The organism is Rugamonas violacea (assembly GCF_016461825.1).
GTDB lineage: Bacteria > Pseudomonadota > Gammaproteobacteria > Burkholderiales > Burkholderiaceae_D > Rugamonas.
In genome coordinates this window covers 62247-78940 of the sequence record NZ_JAEMNU010000020.1, presented here as the reverse complement: position 1 = coordinate 78940, position 16694 = coordinate 62247, and the positions used below count along the sequence as shown (strand labels likewise).

At 69.8% G+C, this 16694-nt stretch carries 13 protein-coding genes; 9 read left to right on the top strand and 4 right to left on the bottom strand.

Going from position 1 to position 16694, the window contains the following annotated elements; genetic code table 11:
* Positions 1 to 155: 155 nt before the first annotated feature.
* Genes H7U20_RS03580 through H7U20_RS03565 form a run of 4 tightly spaced genes read left to right on the top strand, consistent with a single transcriptional unit; the run spans position 156 to position 4383 of the window.
* Positions 156 to 1007, top strand: coding sequence for an HDOD domain-containing protein (locus H7U20_RS03580; protein WP_199518235.1), 852 nt, complete (start codon positions 156 to 158; stop codon positions 1005 to 1007).
* 12 nt (positions 1008 to 1019) lie between these two features.
* Complete coding sequence (locus tag H7U20_RS03575; RefSeq protein WP_199518234.1) at positions 1020 to 2489, top strand: ATP-binding protein; 1470 nt, start codon at positions 1020 to 1022, stop codon at positions 2487 to 2489.
* Positions 2486 to 3856, top strand: a complete 1371-nt coding sequence (locus H7U20_RS03570) for an HD domain-containing phosphohydrolase (protein ID WP_233410475.1) — start codon at positions 2486 to 2488, stop codon at positions 3854 to 3856. Before H7U20_RS03575 ends, H7U20_RS03570 begins: the two co-directional genes overlap by 4 nt.
* Entirely contained in the window at positions 3853 to 4383 is a 531-nt protein-coding gene (locus H7U20_RS03565; protein ID WP_199518233.1) for a response regulator, read from the top strand. The genes H7U20_RS03570 and H7U20_RS03565 overlap by 4 nt, the downstream gene beginning before the upstream one ends.
* A gap of 46 nt (positions 4384 to 4429) precedes the next feature.
* Here the strand turns inward: H7U20_RS03565 and H7U20_RS03560 are convergent, their stop codons facing one another.
* The 3 genes from H7U20_RS03560 to H7U20_RS03550 all read right to left on the bottom strand — a co-directional run bounded on the left by H7U20_RS03560 (position 4430) and on the right by H7U20_RS03550 (position 7547).
* On the bottom strand, positions 4430 to 5725 hold the full coding sequence (locus H7U20_RS03560) for an ATP-binding protein (protein WP_199518232.1): 1296 nt from the start codon (positions 5723 to 5725) through the stop codon (positions 4430 to 4432).
* 129 nt (positions 5726 to 5854) lie between these two features.
* The gene (locus tag H7U20_RS03555) at positions 5855 to 6736 is read right to left on the bottom strand and encodes a M90 family metallopeptidase (RefSeq protein ID WP_233410474.1); all 882 of its coding nucleotides are present in this window, start codon (positions 6734 to 6736) and stop codon (positions 5855 to 5857) included.
* Positions 6737 to 6911: 175 nt separating this feature from the next.
* Positions 6912 to 7547, bottom strand: coding sequence for a winged helix-turn-helix domain-containing protein (locus H7U20_RS03550; RefSeq protein ID WP_370593069.1), 636 nt, complete (start codon positions 7545 to 7547; stop codon positions 6912 to 6914).
* Between the two features lie 421 nt (positions 7548 to 7968).
* Between H7U20_RS03550 and H7U20_RS03545 the strand changes: the two genes are divergently transcribed.
* The 5 genes from H7U20_RS03545 to H7U20_RS03525 all read left to right on the top strand — a co-directional run bounded on the left by H7U20_RS03545 (position 7969) and on the right by H7U20_RS03525 (position 15443).
* Complete coding sequence (locus H7U20_RS03545) at positions 7969 to 9006, top strand: OmpA family protein (protein WP_370593068.1); 1038 nt, start codon at positions 7969 to 7971, stop codon at positions 9004 to 9006.
* Between the two features lie 52 nt (positions 9007 to 9058).
* Positions 9059 to 10036, top strand: a complete 978-nt coding sequence (locus tag H7U20_RS03540; RefSeq protein WP_199518230.1) for a YihY/virulence factor BrkB family protein — start codon at positions 9059 to 9061, stop codon at positions 10034 to 10036.
* Between the two features lie 155 nt (positions 10037 to 10191).
* On the top strand, positions 10192 to 11826 hold the full coding sequence (locus H7U20_RS03535) for a response regulator (protein ID WP_199518229.1): 1635 nt from the start codon (positions 10192 to 10194) through the stop codon (positions 11824 to 11826).
* A gap of 31 nt (positions 11827 to 11857) precedes the next feature.
* A complete protein-coding gene (locus H7U20_RS03530) occupies positions 11858 to 12895 on the top strand; it encodes an ABC transporter substrate-binding protein (RefSeq protein ID WP_199518228.1) in 1038 nt (345 codons plus the stop codon).
* Positions 12896 to 12905: 10 nt separating this feature from the next.
* On the top strand, positions 12906 to 15443 hold the full coding sequence (locus H7U20_RS03525; protein WP_199518227.1) for an ATP-binding protein: 2538 nt from the start codon (positions 12906 to 12908) through the stop codon (positions 15441 to 15443).
* A gap of 13 nt (positions 15444 to 15456) precedes the next feature.
* Here the strand turns inward: H7U20_RS03525 and H7U20_RS03520 are convergent, their stop codons facing one another.
* The gene (locus H7U20_RS03520) at positions 15457 to 16551 is read right to left on the bottom strand and encodes an AI-2E family transporter (protein WP_199518251.1); all 1095 of its coding nucleotides are present in this window, start codon (positions 16549 to 16551) and stop codon (positions 15457 to 15459) included.
* Positions 16552 to 16694 lie beyond the last annotated feature (143 nt).

Genomic DNA, 16694 nt, shown 5'->3' with positions numbered 1-16694 from the left:
GTGCTGGCGCGCGAACGCCAGCAGCGGCTCGAACGCCTGCGGCACCTGTTCCGCCACCACGCCGGCGCCGGCGGGGGCGTGGACGCCGACGCCGACAACGGCGGCGGCGCCGAACTGCTGCGCCTGCTCACCGACTACCGCCTGCGGGAGCGCCCATGAGCGAACTGACACCCCAACTCGACCTCGACACCGTGGTCAAGCGCATCCAGGACCTGCCGTCGCTGCCGGCGGTGGTGGCCGAGCTGCTGTCGAGCATGGAACAGGAGGACATCGACACCCACGCCCTGGCCGCCAAGATCACCCTCGACCAGTCGCTCACCGCCAAGACGCTGCGCCTGGCCAACTCCTCGTTCTACGGCATGTCGTCGAAGGTCACCAGCATCGGCCAGGCCATCTCGGTGCTCGGCTTCCACAGCATCCGCACGCTGGTCACCGCCTGCTCGGTGACGGCCAGCTTCGCCCCCGGGCCGGGCATGCACTTCGACTTCCCCGGCTTCTGGCGCCACTCGGTCGGCACCGCCGTCTGCGCCCGCCTGCTGGCGCGCCGGCTCGGCCAGAACGCCGAGACCGCCTTCACCGCCGGCCTGCTGCACGACCTCGGCACGCTGGTGCTGGCGACCCGCTTCCCGGCCGACTACCAGGCGGTCGAGGACTGGCGCCGCCGGCACGACTGCTCGGCCGGCGCCGCCGAGCTGGCCGTGTTCGGCTTCGACCACGCCATGGTCGGCAGCGCGCTGGCGGCGCGCTGGAAGTTCCCGCAGAAGATACAGGAGGCCGTCGCCGGCCACCACGCCGGCGCCGACGCCACGCCCTCGCTGCCGCTGACCATCTACCTGGCCAACATCCTGGCCCACGCGCTCGACCTGGCCGGCCAGGAGGACGACCAGGTGGCGCCGCTGGCGGCGCCGGCCTGGGCCGCGCTGGCCCTCGACGACGCCGCCGCCCAGGCGCTCTTCGCCGAGGCCGAGCAACTGTTCCACGACATGTGCCAGATCCTGGTCAACTGAGAAAGCCGCCCCATGACCGCCCAGTTCAAACCGGCCCCGTCCGACGAGGAAACGCCCCCCGGCGGCGGCGCCATCGCCCTGTCCGAGTTCTTCGACGGCCATCCGGTGGCCACCTTCGCCATCGACACCGACCACGTCATCACCCACTGGAACCGCGCCTGCGAGCAGCTGCTCGGCTGGAGCAAGAGCGCGATGATCGGCACCAGCGGCCACTGGCAAGCCTTCTATCCGAAGGCGCGGCCGCTGCTGGCCGACCTGATCATCTCCGGCGAGCAGGACCAGTTCGAGCGCTACTACGAAGGCAAATACGTCCACTCGACCCTGATCCCCGACGCCTTCGAGGCCGAGGACTTCTTCCCCAACATCGGCAAGAGCGGCCACTGGCTGCAGTTCACCGCCGCCCCGCTGCGCGACCACAGCGGCCGCCTGGTCGGCGCCATCGAGACGCTGCGCGACGTCACCGAACGGCGCGTCGCCGAAAACGCGCTGCGCCGCGCCCACGACAACCTCGAACACATCGTCGAGAAGCGCACCGCCCAGCTGGCCGAGGTCAACGGGCGGCTCGAGGACGACATCCGGGCGCGCCAGCTGGCCGACGCCGAACTGCGCCGCCGCAACATCGAGCTCACCGAACTCAACGACCAGTTGTCGATGGCCCAGCAGCAGCTGCTGCAGTCGGAGAAACTGGCCTCGATCGGCCAGCTGGCGGCCGGCGTGGCGCACGAGATCAACAACCCGATCGGCTACATCTTCTCCAACTTCGGCACCCTGCAGACCTATCTGGCCCAGTTGTTCGACATGCTCGACGTCTACCAGCAGGCCGAGGCCAGCGTGGGCGACCCGGAGATGGCGGCGCGCCTGCGCGCCATGCGCGACGACATCGACCTGGGCTTCCTGCGCGAGGACATCCCGGCCCTGATGACCGAGTCCAAGGAGGGCATCGTGCGGGTGCGCCACATCGTGCAGGACCTGAAGGACTTCTCGCGGGTCGACGCCAACCAGGAATGGGTCTGGGCCAATCTGCACCAGGGCATCGACTCGACCCTCAACATCGTCGCCAACGAGGTCAAGTACAAGGCCGAGGTGGTCAAGGAATACGGCGACATCCCCGACATCGAATGTCTGCCGCTGCAGATCAACCAGGTGGTGATGAACCTGGTGGTCAACGCCGCCCACGCCATCGGCGCCGAGCGCGGCCGCATCGCCGTGCGCACCGGCGTGCTCGACGCCGAGCAGGTCTGGATCGAGGTGGAGGACAACGGCAGCGGCATCTCGCCGGAGGCCTTGTCGCGCATCTTCGATCCCTTCTTCACCACCAAGGCGGTCGGCAAGGGCACCGGCCTGGGCCTGTCGCTGGCCTACGGCATCGTGCAGAAGCACGCCGGCCGCATCGAGGTCGACACCGAACTCGGCCGCGGCACCCGCTTCCGCGTGCTGCTGCCGGTGCGCCACAGCGAAGCCGCCAAGGAGGCCAGCCTATGAGCCAAACCGCCCCGCCCCTGGCCGCCGCCGGCGCGCCGCCGGACGTCCCGGCCGCGCCCGACGCGGCGCCGGCGATGCCGACGCTGCTGTGCGTCGACGACGAGCCGAACATCCTGTCCTCGCTGCGCCGGCTGTTCCGCGCCAAGGGTTACCGGGTGCTGACCGCCGAGGGCGGCGCCGCCGGCCTGGAACTGCTGCGCCAGCAGCCGGTCGACCTGGTGATCTCCGACATGCGCATGCCGGAGATGGACGGCGCCCAATTCCTCGCCGAGGTGCGCGCCCACTGGCCCGGCACCATCCGCCTGCTGCTGACCGGCTACTCGGACATCCAGTCCATCCTCGACGCCATCAACTGCGGCGAGATCTACCGCTACATCACCAAGCCGTGGGACGACAACGACATCCTGCTGGTGGTGCGCCACGCGCTGGAGCGGCGCCAGCTCGAGCTCGACAAGCAGCGCCTGGAGGCGCTGACGGCGCACCAGAACGCCGAGCTGAAGGCGCTCAACGCCGGCCTGGAGGCCAAGGTCGAGGCGCGCACCCGCCAGTTGCGCACCCTGCACGAGGCGGCGGTGGCGGCCAACGACAAGCTCAAGAGCAATTTCATCACCACCATCAAGATCTTCTCCAACCTGGTCGAGCTGCGCAGCGCCAACCTGTCCGGCCACACCCGCCAAGTGGCCGACCTGGCGCGCCAGATCGCCGTCAAGCTGGGCCTCGACGCGCGCGAGGTGCAGGAGATCTTCATCGCCGCCCTGCTGCACGACATCGGCAAGATCGGCTTCTCCGACGAGATGCTGGCGACGCCGCTGACCATGCTGGCCGGCGACAAGCTGGGCCTGTACCGCAAGCACCCGGTGCGCGCCGAGCAGCTGCTGATGCCGCTGCCGGACCTGCGCGCCAGCGCCACCATCCTGCGCGCCCAGCTCGAACGCTTCGACGGCAACGGCTTCCCCGACGGCCAGGCCGGCCTGGCCATCCCGATCGGCGCCCGCGTGCTGGCCTTGGCCACCGACTACTACAACCTGCAGCAGGGCGCCATGGTGCAGCGCCACCTGCGCCCGGAGGAGGCCAAGTCGCTGGTCCTCGACGCCAGCGGCAAGCGCTACGACCCCAACGTGGTGGCGGCCTTCCGCCAGATCGTCGACGGCAGCGCCGACGAGGCCGGCGGCGGCGTCGAGGTGCTGTCCGGCGAACTGGTGCCCGGCATGGTGCTGGCGCGCGACCTGATCAGCCGCGACGGCCTGATGCTGCTCACCGTCGAGCACGTGCTCGACGCCCGCATGATCCAGCAGGTGCAAGACTTCGAGTCGAAGAGCGAGGGCCGGCTGGCCATCTGGGTGCGCAAGGCCGGGGGGGCGGCATGATCCGCCTGTTGCTGGTCGACGACGAGCCGGCCGTGCTGGCGGCGCTGCGGCGCAGCCTGCGCCTGGCCTTCGACGATTCGGCGCTGCAGATCGAGACCTGCGGCGACCCCTTCGCCGCGCTGGAGCGGGTCTGCGTCTGCGAGTTCGACATCGTGCTGTCCGACTTCATGATGCCGCGGCTGACCGGCGGCGCCCTGCTGCAGGCGCTCAAGGAGGTGGCGCCGGACACGGTGCGCCTGATGCTGAGCGGCTCGACCGAGTTCAGCACGGCGATGAGCGCGATCAACGAGGCCGGCGTGCTGCGCTTCATCCCCAAGCCCTGGCAGGCGGCCGAGTTGGAAGAGGCGCTGCGGCTGGCCATGGCGCGCCGCGCCGAACTGCTGGCCGAGCGGGCCGAGCGGCAACGCCGGGCCGCCGAGGCGGCCGCCGGCCTCAGCCCGCAGGAGCGCGAGGCGGCCCGGCTGGAGCGGGAGGAACCCGGCATCCTGCACGTGCGGCGCGCGCCGGACGGTTCGATCATTTTGTGAATGGCCGGCATGGCCGGCTGGCCGGCGGCGGCGGCCGGCGGCGCGCTCAGCCGGGCGGCGTCTGCGGCAGGCGGACGGTGAAGCGGCTGCCCTTGCCCAACTCCGAGGCGACCTCGATCTTGCCGCCGTGCTTGTTGACGATGCCGTAGGACAGCGACAGGCCCAGCCCGGTGCCGCTGCCCACCGGCTTGGTGGTGAAGAAGGGTTCGAAGATGCGGTTCAGGTGCTCCGGCGCGATGCCGCCGCCGGTGTCGGCCACCTCCACCCAGACCCAGCCGTCGGCCGCGCCGGTGCTGATGCTGATCGTGCCGCGCTCCTTGATGGCGTGGCCGGCGTTGACCAGCAGGTTCATGAACACCTGGTTCAGCTGCGAGGCCAGGCACTTGACCTGCGGCAGCACGCCGTAGTGCTTCTCGATGCTGGCCTTGTACTTGAGCTCGTTGCTGACGATGTTCAAGGTGCTGTCCAGGCCCTGGTGCAGGTCGGCGATCTGCCACTCGGTCTCGCCGACGTGGGAAAAATCCTTCAGCGCCTGGACGATGACCTTGACCCGTTTCAGCCCGTCCATCGACTCGCGCACCAGGTCGGTCACGTCCTCCTTGAGGAAGTCGAGGTCGGCGCGTTGGCGCAAGGCGGCCAGTTGCGGCGCCAGTTGCGGGTGGGCGGCGGCGGCCTGCTCGTACTCGGCCAGCACGCCGAACAGGGTGCCGACATAGTTTTGCAGCGAGCCCATGTTGGAATTGACGAAGCCCACCGGATTGTTGATCTCGTGGGCGATGCCGGCCGCCAGCTGGCCGATCGAGGCCATCTTCTCCGACTGCAGCAACTGGTCGTGCGCCTCGCTGAGCTTGCCGATCAGCAGTTGCTGCTCCTCGCCCTTGGCCTGCAGCGCCTCCTCCATCTTTTTGCGGCTGGTGATGTCGGTCAGCGCGCCGATCACCTCGAGCGGCGCGCCCTGCTCGTCGCGCACCAGGCGCAGGCTGTCGTGCATCCACAGGTAGGAGCCGTCGGCGGTGCGGAAGCGGTACTCGTAGGCGCGCTGGCCCTCGGTGAACACCAGCGCCAGGCTGGAGAAGATGGCCGGCGCGTCGTCCGGGTGGATGTGGTCGAACCAGAAGTTGGGGTCGGCCACCATCTCCTCCGGCCGGTAGCCGAGCAGGTGCAGCGCGTTGTTGCTGACGAAGGTCATCTTGAAGTCGCCGCTGGGCACGGTGCTGTAGATGATGGCCGGGGTGTTGTCGACCAGATATTGCAGCCTCACCAGCGGCGAGGCCGCCTCGGCCGGCAGCTTGGCGGCGGCCGGCGTGGGCGACGAAAAGAACTCGAACTCCTCGAATTGCATGGCGCTATTCTCGCTTAATTTCGCTTCACTACAGCCTGGAGCCAGGGCGCGACGGATGCGGCGGACAGGCGCGCAGGCAACGCGGCGAATTTCGATTATGCCTCAACTCGGCGCCGCTCAACACACAATTCACCAGCCGGCGGCATGGCCGTGTGGCGCCGCCGGCAACTCCTCCGCCGGCGGCGGCGGCGGCTGCGCCTGCCACTGGCGCGGATCGACGCGGTAGTACTTGGCAAACTCGGCGAACAGCTCGGCGTGGTGCTCGGCCATCTGCCAGGGCTTCTCGAAAAAGGTCTCGGTGGCGACGGCGAAGAACTCGGCCGGGTTGGTGGCGCCGTAATGGTCCATCACGGTGCGCTGGCGGTGCATGGCGTGGAAGCGCAGGTGCTGATAGTCGCGCTGCAACACCTCGGACCAGTTGCGGTAGCTGTCCGGGCTGCCCAGGTAGGGCGCGCCGTTGGCGCGGCCGGACTCGCTGTCGAGCTGGTGGGCGAACTCGTGCAGCACCACGTTCTGGCCGTCGCTCCAGTCGGCCGTGCCGCGCTGCACGGCGTCCCAGGCCAACACCACGCGGCCGTCGTCCCAGGACTCGCCGAGCATGCTGCTGCGGCCCGGCGTGACCACGCCGCCCGGGCCGACCTGGTCGCGCCTGGCGACGAACTCGCCGGGATACAACAGGATGGTGTGCAAGGCCGGATACACCTTGCTGGGCCGGTTGAGCAGCAGCAGGCAGGCCTGGGCCGCGATGGTCACGGCCATCTCGTCGCTCACTTCCAGCCCGGCGCAACCGATGAACTTCTTTTGATGCAGGAATTGGACGATCAGCCGGTGCAACTGGGTTTGCAGCCCGGGCGCCAAACGCCCCACCACCGGCACCTTGCGGCGCAGGATGTCCAGCGCGGCCGGCGGCAGCGGCCGGGCCAGCACGCGGCGCAAACGCCAACGCGGCCAGAAGATGGGCAGCAGGACGCCGAACGCCGACAGGGCAATAAAAGAGATTGCATCGATCATGCTGCGGGTCCGTCCGGTGGCGAGAGTGGGGCCGACGGCGCACATGCGCCCGGCCAGTCCACCGCAAGTGGGGCGACTTGTCGACAATTCAACCACTTTTCCCGCGCCGAGGCAAATCGGCCGGTCCCGACGCCGTCGCTGCGCGGCGGCGCAAGGAGGCGTTTTGAAACCGCCCTTAAGACTGTTCCTTCTGCTGCGACGGCGCCGAGCCGAACAGCGCCGCCACCAGCGGGTCGCGCATCACCGGGCCACGGTTGACGCGGATGGCGTAGTGGGTGTCGTCGGCCAGGATGTGGAAGTGGCGACCGCTGCCGGCCATGTGCTGCTCGCGCAGGCCGGGGCGCTCCTTGCGCGGCGGCGCGCCCTCGCGCTTCGGCTGGACGATGGCGGCCAGGAAGGCGCGGACCCGGTCCGGGTCCGGCGTCAGCTGGTAGACCGCCTTGCCCAGATAGGTGGCGGTGCCCTCGATGTAGCGGGCCAGCTCGATCACGCCGGCTTCGCGCAGGTCGCGGATGTACTTGCGCGCGCCGGACGGCGAGAACTTGAGGAACCAGGCGATCTCGTCGGCCAGCATCTCGTGCATCGACAACTCGCCGATCAATTTCTGCATGTTCTCGATGCGGCGCAGCGTCGCCGAGGTCGAGCGCACCCGCTCGATCGGCGCCATCGACAGCGGCGCGCGCTGCAATGGCTGCAGGGCCGGACGCTCCACCAGCGCCAGCTTGCCGTGCTGGCGCGCGGCGCCGTCGCGAGGCTCTTGCCGCGCCGTGTCGGCCGCGGCGGCCGGGCGAGTTTGTCTGATTGCATGCATTTGAATACTCCTTATAACAATTGCCGGGATAGCGGGCTGGGGCGGGGCGATGGCGCCAGCGACGTTCTCTATTTCTGTCGCCAGAGTGCCCGTTCCCGCCGTCCCGGTCTGTGCGCCAACAAACATAAGACGCAATCAACATATGAATCCGGTGGGAATATTGCCAGCGGGAACGGACCGCACCACGGCCGTCTCCCTGCAGTTTGGATGCCCGCCACGCCGTCCGGGTTCCCGCCGCGCCGGCGCGGCGACGAAATAAACCGAACATTCGTGGCGGATTTGATACGCCGCAAACCTGGGTGCGCCAGCGCACGGACCCGCCGTGGCAATTTCTCTATTCTCGGCTCCAATGCAGAGGCCAGCGTCAGCTTGCCGCCTGTCGCACCACCACACCATCGTCACCACCAACCGGAGCCTATTTGTGAAACTTGCCACCCCGATCCAGCACCTCGCCCTCGCCGCCGCCCTCTGCGCCGGTGCCGCCCACGCCGCCGACGCCGACATCAACCCGTCCTGGTACATCCAGCCCAGCCTGAACGCGCTGAAACCGGACGCCGATTTCGGCGTCGACAAGCGCGGCTACGGCCTGGGCCTGAAATTCGGCAAGCCGGTGGCCGACTCCTGGGACCTGCAGATGGGCACCACCTACGCCCGCTCGCGGGAAAACGGCGAGCGCTACCAGCAAAACACGCTGGGGGTCGACGCCCTCTACCTGTTCTCGCGCAAAACCTTCCGCCCCTTCATCCTGCTGGGCGCGGGCGCCGAGCGCGACAAGGCCAACCTGAACGGCATCGGCGAACGCAGCCGCACCTCGCCCTACCTGAGCGCCGGCGTCGGCTTCCAATCCTCGCTGAGTGATCAATGGTCGCTGCAGGCCGACCTGCGCAATGTGCACGGCTTCATCCGTGGCCACGACTTCCCCAACAGCAAAAGCAACAACTACTACCTGACGGTGGGCCTGAACTACGCCTTCGACAAGCCGCTGCCGCCGCCGGCGCCACGCGTGGTGACGCCGGACGCGCCGCCGCCGGCAGCGCCGGTCGTGCCGGCGCCGCCACCGCCGCCGCCACCGGCCCGCTTCGAGAAGGTGACCCTGTCGGCCACCGAACTGTTCGGCTTCGATAGCGCCGCGCTGCCGCCGCGCCAGGACAAGCTCGACGAGATCGCCGGCCTGCTCAACGCCAACAGCGGCGTCGACCAGGTGACCATCAGCGGCTACACCGACCGCCTCGGCTCGGACAAGTACAACCAGAAGCTGTCGCAGCAGCGCGCCGACGCCGTCAAGGCCTACCTGGTCGGCAAGGGTGTCGCCGCAACGCGCCTGAACGCCGTCGGCAAGGGCGAGCAGAATCCCGTGGTGAGCTGCGGTAACAAGAAGCGCACCGACCTGATCGCCTGCCTGGAACCAAACCGTCGCGTCGAGGTCGAACAGATCACCATCGAACGCCGCGTCCAGTAATGCCACCGGCCACGGCCCGACTCCGGGCCGTGGCGTGCACCGAGCAGCCGTCATGCCACTAAGCACCACACAGTCCGCACCGTCGGCACCGGCCGCGCCGGCGCCGGCACCGGCCCCGGCCACGACCACGACCACGACCACGGTGGCGCGCGCCACGCTGGACAGGGTGGCGCGCGCCGCGCTGCGCGACTGGCTGGCCCACCACGCCAGCAGCAAGGGCGCGGCGCTGGCCTTCTACACCCTGTTCTCGCTGGCGCCCATGCTCTTGCTGGTGCTCGGCGTGGCCGGCTTCTTCTACGGCGACCAGGCGGCGCGCGGCGAGTTGTTCCTGCAACTGCGCGGCCTGCTCGGCCAACAGGGCGCCCAGGCGATCCAACTGGTGCTGGCCGGCGCCCAGGACCACCAACAGGGCCGCCTGGCCACGCTGCTGGCCGGCGCCCTGCTGCTGCTCGGCGCCACCAGCGTGTTCGCCGAACTCAAGGACAGCCTGGACCTGATCTGGCAGGTGCCGCCGCCCCGTCGCGGCGGCCTGTGGGACCTGCTGCGCACCCGCCTGCTGTCCTTCGGCATCGTGCTGGTGCTGGCCTTCCTGCTGATGGTGTCGCTGGTGGTCAGCGCCCTGCTGACCCTGCTCGAACACTATTGGAACGGCATCTGGCGCGACGCCACCGCGCTGCTGGCGGCGCTCAACGCCCTGCTCGGCTTCGCCGTCATCACCGCCCTGTTCGCCGTCATCTTCAAGCTGCTGCCGCGCGTGCGCCTGTCCTGGCGCGACGTGCTGGTCGGCGCCCTCGGCACGGCGTTGCTGTTCACCCTGGGCAAGCACGCGATCGGCGCCTACATCGGCAACAGCGGCGTCGGCAACAGCTTCGGCGCGGCCGGCTCGCTGGCCGCGCTATTGATGTGGGTCTACTATTCGGCGCAAATTTTCTTCCTCGGCGCCGAGTTCGCCCGCCAATACGCCTTGCAAATGGGTAGTCTGCGGCCCCTTGCGCCGGCCAAAAATCAGGCCCCGCCCGGGCAAACCTAGACCACCGGCAAATCCCGTTGCCGCATGGGCAAGCCAAAAAATTTCCTTGCGGTAGGACTTCGCCGGCGCGGTGACAAAGTGTGTACATATGCTTGCCGAATAGGATTAATATTCCCTATGCACGCTGCCTGAAAGCCAGTCTTCGAGGAGAACGCATGACAACAACAGGAGTGCGCCCCCGCATCCTGATCGTCGACGACGAGGCGGCGCACATGCAAGCTTTGTGCGACACCCTGCGCAACCACGATTACGACACCTGCGGCTTCGTCTCCGGCGACGCCGCGCTGGCCTCGCTGCAAGCGGCCGGCTACGACCTGCTGCTGGCCGACCTGATGATGCCCGGCATGGACGGCATCGCCCTGGTGCAGGCGGCGCGCCTGCGCGACCCCGACCTGGCCTGCATCATCATGACCGGCGAGGGCACCATCGCCTCGGCGGTGCGCGCCATGAAGGTCGGCGCCCTCGACTACATCATCAAGCCGTTCAAGGTCTCCACCATCCTGCCGATCCTGGCCCGCGCGCTCGACACGCGCGCCCTGCGCATGGCCAACGCCCGCCTCGAGCAGCGCCTGCGCGAACACGCCGCCGAGCTGCACGCCGTCAACCAGGACCTCGAACAGGCGCGCCGCCAGGCCGAGCGGGCCAGCCAGGAGAAGTCGACCTTCCTGTCCAACATGAGCCACGAGCTGCGCACCCCGCTCAACGCCATCATCGGCTTCGCCCAGATCCTCACCTCGGACAAGCTGCCCTCCTCGCCGCAGGAAAAGAAGGTGTTCTCCAACCACATCCTGCAGTCGGGCCGCCACCTGCTGACCCTGATCAACGAGATCCTCGACCTGGCCAAGGTCGAGGCCGGCATGATGAGCCTGTCGCTCGAGGCGGTGCCGCTGGCCGAGGTGCTGCTGGAGTGCCAGGTGATGCTCGAACCGCAGGCGGCCAAGGGCGCCATCGCGCTGCGCTTCCCGCCGGCCGGCAACCAGCACGTGCTGGCCGACCGCACCCGCCTCAAGCAGATCCTGATCAACCTGCTGTCGAACGCCATCAAGTACAACCGCGAGCGCGGCAGCGTCGAGGTCAGTTGCACCCAGGCGGAAAAGGGCCGGGTGCGCATCTCGGTGGCCGACAACGGCGCCGGCCTCGACAGCCGGCAGATGGCCGCCATGTTCCAGCCCTTCAACCGCCTCGGCCAGGAGACCAGCGGCGCCGAGGGCACCGGCATCGGCCTGGTGCTGAGCAAGCGCCTGGTCGAGGCGATGCAGGGGGCGATCGGCTGCGCCAGCACGCAGGGCGTCGGCAGCACCTTCTGGATCGAGCTGGGCCGCTGCGCCCCGCCCGAGGCCCGCTCGGCCGAGCCCGCCTACGCCATCCTGCCGACGCCGGCCGGCGTCTCCGACAACGGCCGCAAGAAGCTGCTCTACGTCGAGGACAACCCGGCCAACCTGCAAGTGGTGCGCGAGCTGCTGTTGCGCCGCCGCGACGAACTCGAACTGCTCTCGGCCAGCGACGGCCAGCGCGGCCTCGAGCTGGCGCGGCGCCACCAGCCGCAACTGATCATGCTGGGCCTGAACCTGCCCGGCATGGACGGCGCCACCACCCGCCGCCTGCTGCAGGAGGACCCGCGCACCGCCCACATTCCGGTCATCGCCATCACCGCCAGCGCGCAGCCGGGCGACGTGCTGCCCGGCCTGGTGGCCGGCTTCTTCCGCTACATCAGCAAGCCGCTCGACCTGCACGCCTTCGGCGAGGCGATCGATAGCGCGCTGCGGGTCGGCGCCAGCTGCAATGAATAGGCGCCGCGGCGGCGCCGCACCGGGAGGCCGCATGGCGCCGACACCACAACGCGGCGGCGTCAGCCCGGCGCTGGCCGCCGGCCTGCTGCTGATCGTCCTGCTGGCCGCGCTGGCGGCGCGCTACGCCTGGCTGGCCCGCCAGACGCCGACGGCGCTGCCGCTCGAGCCGCTGGCGATCGCCACCAACACCGCCTACGCCGGCACCTGCCCGGTGCTGGCGGCCCAGGCCAGGGGCTATTTCCGCCAGCAGGGCTTCGTCGCCACCGTGCTGTCGCGCTCCAGCGGCAAGGCGGCGATGGAGGCGGTGCTGCAGGGCCAGGCCAACGTCGCCACGGTGGCCGACATCCCGATCATGTTCGCCGGCCTGAACGACGTGCCGGTGGCGGTCATCGCCACCATCTTCCGCACCGAGCGCGACCACGGCGTGGTCGGCCGCCGCGACCGTGGCGTGGTCGACCCGGCCAGCCTGAAGGGCAAGCGCATCGGCGTCACCCTCGACACCTCCGGCCACTTCGCCCTCAACGCCCTGATCAACCGCCAGGGCCTGGCGCCCGACGAGGTCAAAATGCGCAACTACAAGCCCGAGGAGCTCGGCCCGGCGCTGGCCCGCGGCGAGATCGACGCGGCGGCCGGCTGGGAGCCGATGCTCGGCAACATGCTGGCCGAACAGGGCAGCAACGGCGTCGCCTTCAACAACCAGGACATCTACGAGAGCCTGTACATGGTGGCCGGCATGCGCGACTACATCGCCGCCCACCCGGCCGGCATGCAGCGCCTGCTGCGCGCGCTGATCGAGGGCGCCCGCTTCTGCGCCGAGCAGCCGGCGGCGGCCCAGGCGCTGCTGGTGTCGGTGGCGCGCAACGACGCCGAGCAGTTGAAGGCCGGCTGGCCCGGCTACCACTTCGCCGTGGCGCTCGACCAGGGCCTGCTGCTGGCCCTCGAGGACGAGGCGCGCTGGGCCATGAAGAACGAGCTGACGCCGCGCGGCGCCATGCCGAACTACCTGAACTACCTGTACCTGGACGGCCTGCGCGCGGTCGCGCCGGCCGCCGTCACCGTCATCCACTAAGAAGGGCACCGTGAAGATCTCCACCCGCCTCACCCTGGCCGGCCTGTCGTCGGCGGTCGTGGTCGCGCTGATCCTGGCCGTGCTGGCCTCGGGCACGCTGCAGATGCGCCGCGAGCTGGCGCGCAACGAGGACGCCGGCGAGGTGCTCAGCGGCGTCACCGCGCTGCGCTACCTGCTGCTCGAATACGTGCTGCACCACGAGGAACGCACCCAGGCGCAGTGGCAGTTGCGCAGCGACTCGCTGGGCGCCCTGTTGTCGGCGCCGACCGAGTTCGCCGGCACCGACGACGAGCGCGTCATCGGCAAGCTGCGCCAGAGCCACCAGGGGGTGGCCCACCTGTTCGAGCTGCTGACGCGCAACCACGACGAGCTGCGCCGCGACCAGAGCAAGGCCGAGGTGCTGGAGGAGCTCGAATCGCGCCTGGCCGGCCAGATCACCAACAAGACCCAGGCCATGATCACCGACGCGCTGCGCCTGTCCGAGCGCAGCCGCGAGGGCGTGGTGCAGGCCCAGCAGCGCGCCAACGCCGCCCTGCTCGGCGCCGGCGCCGTGGTGCTGCTGTTCGTCGGCCTGACCGCGCTGATCACCCTGCGCAGCGTGATCCGCCCGCTGACCAGGCTGCGCGAGGGCACCCTGCTGGTCGGCGCCGGCAACCTCGACCACGTGGTCGGCCTGGCCAGCCGCGACGAAATCGGCGACCTGGCGCGCGCCTTCGACGGCATGACGGCGCGGCTGCGCCACACCACCGTCTCGCGCGACGAGCTGGTGCGCAGCAACGACGCGCTGCACACCGAGGTGGCGGTGCGCCAGCAGGCCGAGCAGAAGGTGCACGCCCAGGTCGGCCGCCTCAACCTGCTGCACCAGATCACCCGCTCGGTCGGCGAGCGGCTCGACCTGCGCAGCATCTTCCAGGTGGTCATCCGCAGCCTGGAGGACCAGTTGCCGGTCGACTTCTGTTGCATCTGCCTGTACGACCAGGCGCAAAACCTGCTGGAGGTGACCAGCGTCGGCCTGCGCAGCGAGGCGCTGGCGCAGGAATTCTCGATGACCGAGCACAGCCAGGTGGCGATCGACGAGAACGGCCTGTCGCAGTGCGTCCGCGGCCACCTGGTCTACGAGGCCGACATCAGCGCGGCCCCCTTCCCCTTCCCGCAACGCCTGGCGCGCGGCCAGTTGCACGCGCTGGTGATGGCGCCGCTGCTGGCCGAGAGCACGGTGTTCGGCGTGCTGGTGGCGGCGCGCCACGCCGCCAACAGTTTTTCCAGCGGCGAGTGCGAGTTCCTGCGCCAGCTCAGCGAGCACGTCGGCCTGGCCGCCAACCAGGCCCAGCTCTACGGCGCGCTGCAGCGCGCCTACGACGACATCCGCCAGACCCAGCAGTCGGTGATGCAGCAGGAGCGCCTGCGCGCCCTCGGCCAGATGGCCAGCGGCATCGCCCACGACATCAACAACGCCATCTCGCCGGTGGCGCTGTACACCGAGTCGCTGCTCGAAACCGAACCCAACCTGGGCAGCCGCACGCGCGACTGCCTGGGCATCATCAAGCGCGCCATCGACGACGTCGCCGCCACCGTGGCGCGCATGCGCGAGTTCTACCGCCAGCGCGAGCCGCAACTGACCCTGCTGCCGGTCGACGCCAACCAGCTGGTGCGCCAGGTGGTCGACCTGACCCGGGCGCGCTGGAGCGACATGCCGCTGCAGCGCGGCATCGTCATCACCCTGGCGCTCGAACTGGCGCCCGATCTGCCGGCCGTCATGGGCATCGAGGGCGAGATCCGCGAGGCGCTCACCAACCTGATCTTCAACGGCGTCGACGCCATGCCCGACGGCGGCACGCTGACCCTGCGCACCCGGCTGGCGCCGCCCGGCGTCGGCGCCGGCGCGCCGCTGCCCCACGTCGCCATCGAAGTCTGCGACAGCGGCGTCGGCATGGCCGAGGCGACCCGGCGGCGCTGCCTGGAGCCCTTCTTCACCACCAAGGGCGAGCGCGGCACCGGCCTCGGCCTGGCGATGGTCTACGGCATGACCGAGCGCCACGGCGCCAGCATCGAGATCGACACCGCGCTGCACAAGGGCACCACGCTGCGCCTGAACTTCCTGGCGCAGAGCGGCAGCGACGGCGCGGCGGCGGCGCCGGCCAGCTACCAGATCCCGGCCAACCTGCGCATCCTGGTGGTCGACGACGACCCGATGGTGCTCAAGTCGCTGCGCGACATCCTCGAGATCGACGGCCACGAGGTGGTGGCGGCCGACGGCGGCCAGGCCGGCATCGACCACTTCAACCGCGCCATGGACGCCGGCAGCAGCTATTCGGTGGTCATCACCGACCTCGGCATGCCCTACATCGACGGCCGCAAGGTGGCCAGCGCGATCAAGCTGCGCGCCCCGGCCACGCCGGTGATCCTGCTGACCGGCTGGGGCCAGCGCCTGGTCAGCGACGGCGACAACCCGATGTACGTCGACTGCGTGCTGAGCAAGCCGCCCAAGCTGCGCGAACTGCGCGAGGGCCTGTGCAAGGTGCTGCGCAGCAGCGCCACGGTGGCCTGAGCCGCGCCGGCGCCTACTCGCCGAGCAGCTCGGCCAGCACTTCCATGCCCTGCACGCGCTCGGCCACCACCTTCAGGATGGCGGTCAGCGGCACGCCCAGCAACAGCCCCCAGGCGCCCCACAACCAGCCCCAGAACAGCAGGCTGACGAACACCGCCGCCGGATTCATGCGCGCCGCCCGGCCCGTCATCCAGGTCGTCACCACGGTGCCGACCAGGGTGGCGACCGCCAGCGAGGCGCCGGCCGCCAACAAGGCCATGCGCAGCGACTCGAACTGCAACAGCGCCGCCAGCGTCACCGCGCAGGTGGTCAGCAGCGGGCCGAAGTACGGCATCACATGCAGCAGGCCGGCCAGGATGGCCCAGGCGCCGGCGTTCTCCAGGCCGAGCAGGCGCAGCGCGCCCCACATCAGCAAGGCCAGCAAGGCGTTGCTGACCAACAGCATGAACATATAGCGCTGCACCGACTGGTTGATGTCCTCCAAAATATGCACGGTGATCTTCTTCTGCGTCAGCGACGGCCCAGTCAGCTTGACCAGCTTGCGTTTGAAGGTGTCGCCCGACAGCAGCAGGAAGTAGACCAGGAAAATCACCATCGTCGCCTGGCCGACAAAACCGGCCAGGCCCATCGAGCCGGCCCAGATCCAGTCGCCCAGCTTGAGCGGCTCGCCGGCCGACGCCGCCGGCGGTGCGGCCTGGCGCGCGGCGCGGCGCGCCTGGCCGCCGGCGGTGGCCTGCTGCAACTCGGTGGCGGCGGCCTGCAACTGGCGCATCGTGGTGGCGCCCTGCCCGACCCGCTCGGACAACAAGCGCGCCAGCTTGTGGCTGGCCTCCGGCACCGCCTCGACGATGGACTGGAACTCGCCGTGCACCCGTTCGACCACCAGCACGCCGCCGCCCAGGATGGCCAGCGTCAACAGTGTGGCGCCGACCGAGCGGGCGACGCGGCGCGCCTCCAGCCAGCACAACACCGGATTGAGCGTGTAGGAAATCAGAATGCCCAGCAGCAGCGGCACCAGGAACAGGCGCGCCCATTGCAACGCGTACAGCAGGGCGACGCAGGCGATCACGCCCAGCGCCAGGCCGCGCGCGTGCACGTGCAGCGGCAGGCGCGCGCTGCTGCCCGGCGCGACGGCCTCGGGCGCGTTCGCGGCGACGGCGGCGCCGGGTGTGGCGGCGGCCTCGGCGGCTGGGCCGGGTGTGGCGGCGGCCTCGGCGGCGGGGCCGGGTGTGGCGGCGGCCTCGGCGGCGG

Excerpts from the sequence above, each read along its gene's own strand:
- H7U20_RS03580 (WP_199518235.1), top strand. The coding sequence starts at position 156 with ATGAGCGAACTGACACCCCAACTCGACCTCGACACCGTGGTCAAGCGC.
- H7U20_RS03575 (WP_199518234.1), top strand. The coding sequence starts at position 1,020 with ATGACCGCCCAGTTCAAACCGGCCCCGTCCGACGAGGAAACGCCCCCC.
- H7U20_RS03570 (WP_233410475.1), top strand. The coding sequence starts at position 2,486 with ATGAGCCAAACCGCCCCGCCCCTGGCCGCCGCCGGCGCGCCGCCGGAC.
- H7U20_RS03565 (WP_199518233.1), top strand. The coding sequence starts at position 3,853 with ATGATCCGCCTGTTGCTGGTCGACGACGAGCCGGCCGTGCTGGCGGCG.
- H7U20_RS03560 (WP_199518232.1), bottom strand. The coding sequence starts at position 5,725 with ATGCAATTCGAGGAGTTCGAGTTCTTTTCGTCGCCCACGCCGGCCGCC.
- H7U20_RS03555 (WP_233410474.1), bottom strand. The coding sequence starts at position 6,736 with ATGATCGATGCAATCTCTTTTATTGCCCTGTCGGCGTTCGGCGTCCTG.
- H7U20_RS03550 (WP_370593069.1), bottom strand. The coding sequence starts at position 7,547 with ATGCATGCAATCAGACAAACTCGCCCGGCCGCCGCGGCCGACACGGCG.
- H7U20_RS03540 (WP_199518230.1), top strand. The coding sequence starts at position 9,059 with ATGCCACTAAGCACCACACAGTCCGCACCGTCGGCACCGGCCGCGCCG.
- H7U20_RS03535 (WP_199518229.1), top strand. The coding sequence starts at position 10,192 with ATGACAACAACAGGAGTGCGCCCCCGCATCCTGATCGTCGACGACGAG.
- H7U20_RS03530 (WP_199518228.1), top strand. The coding sequence starts at position 11,858 with ATGGCGCCGACACCACAACGCGGCGGCGTCAGCCCGGCGCTGGCCGCC.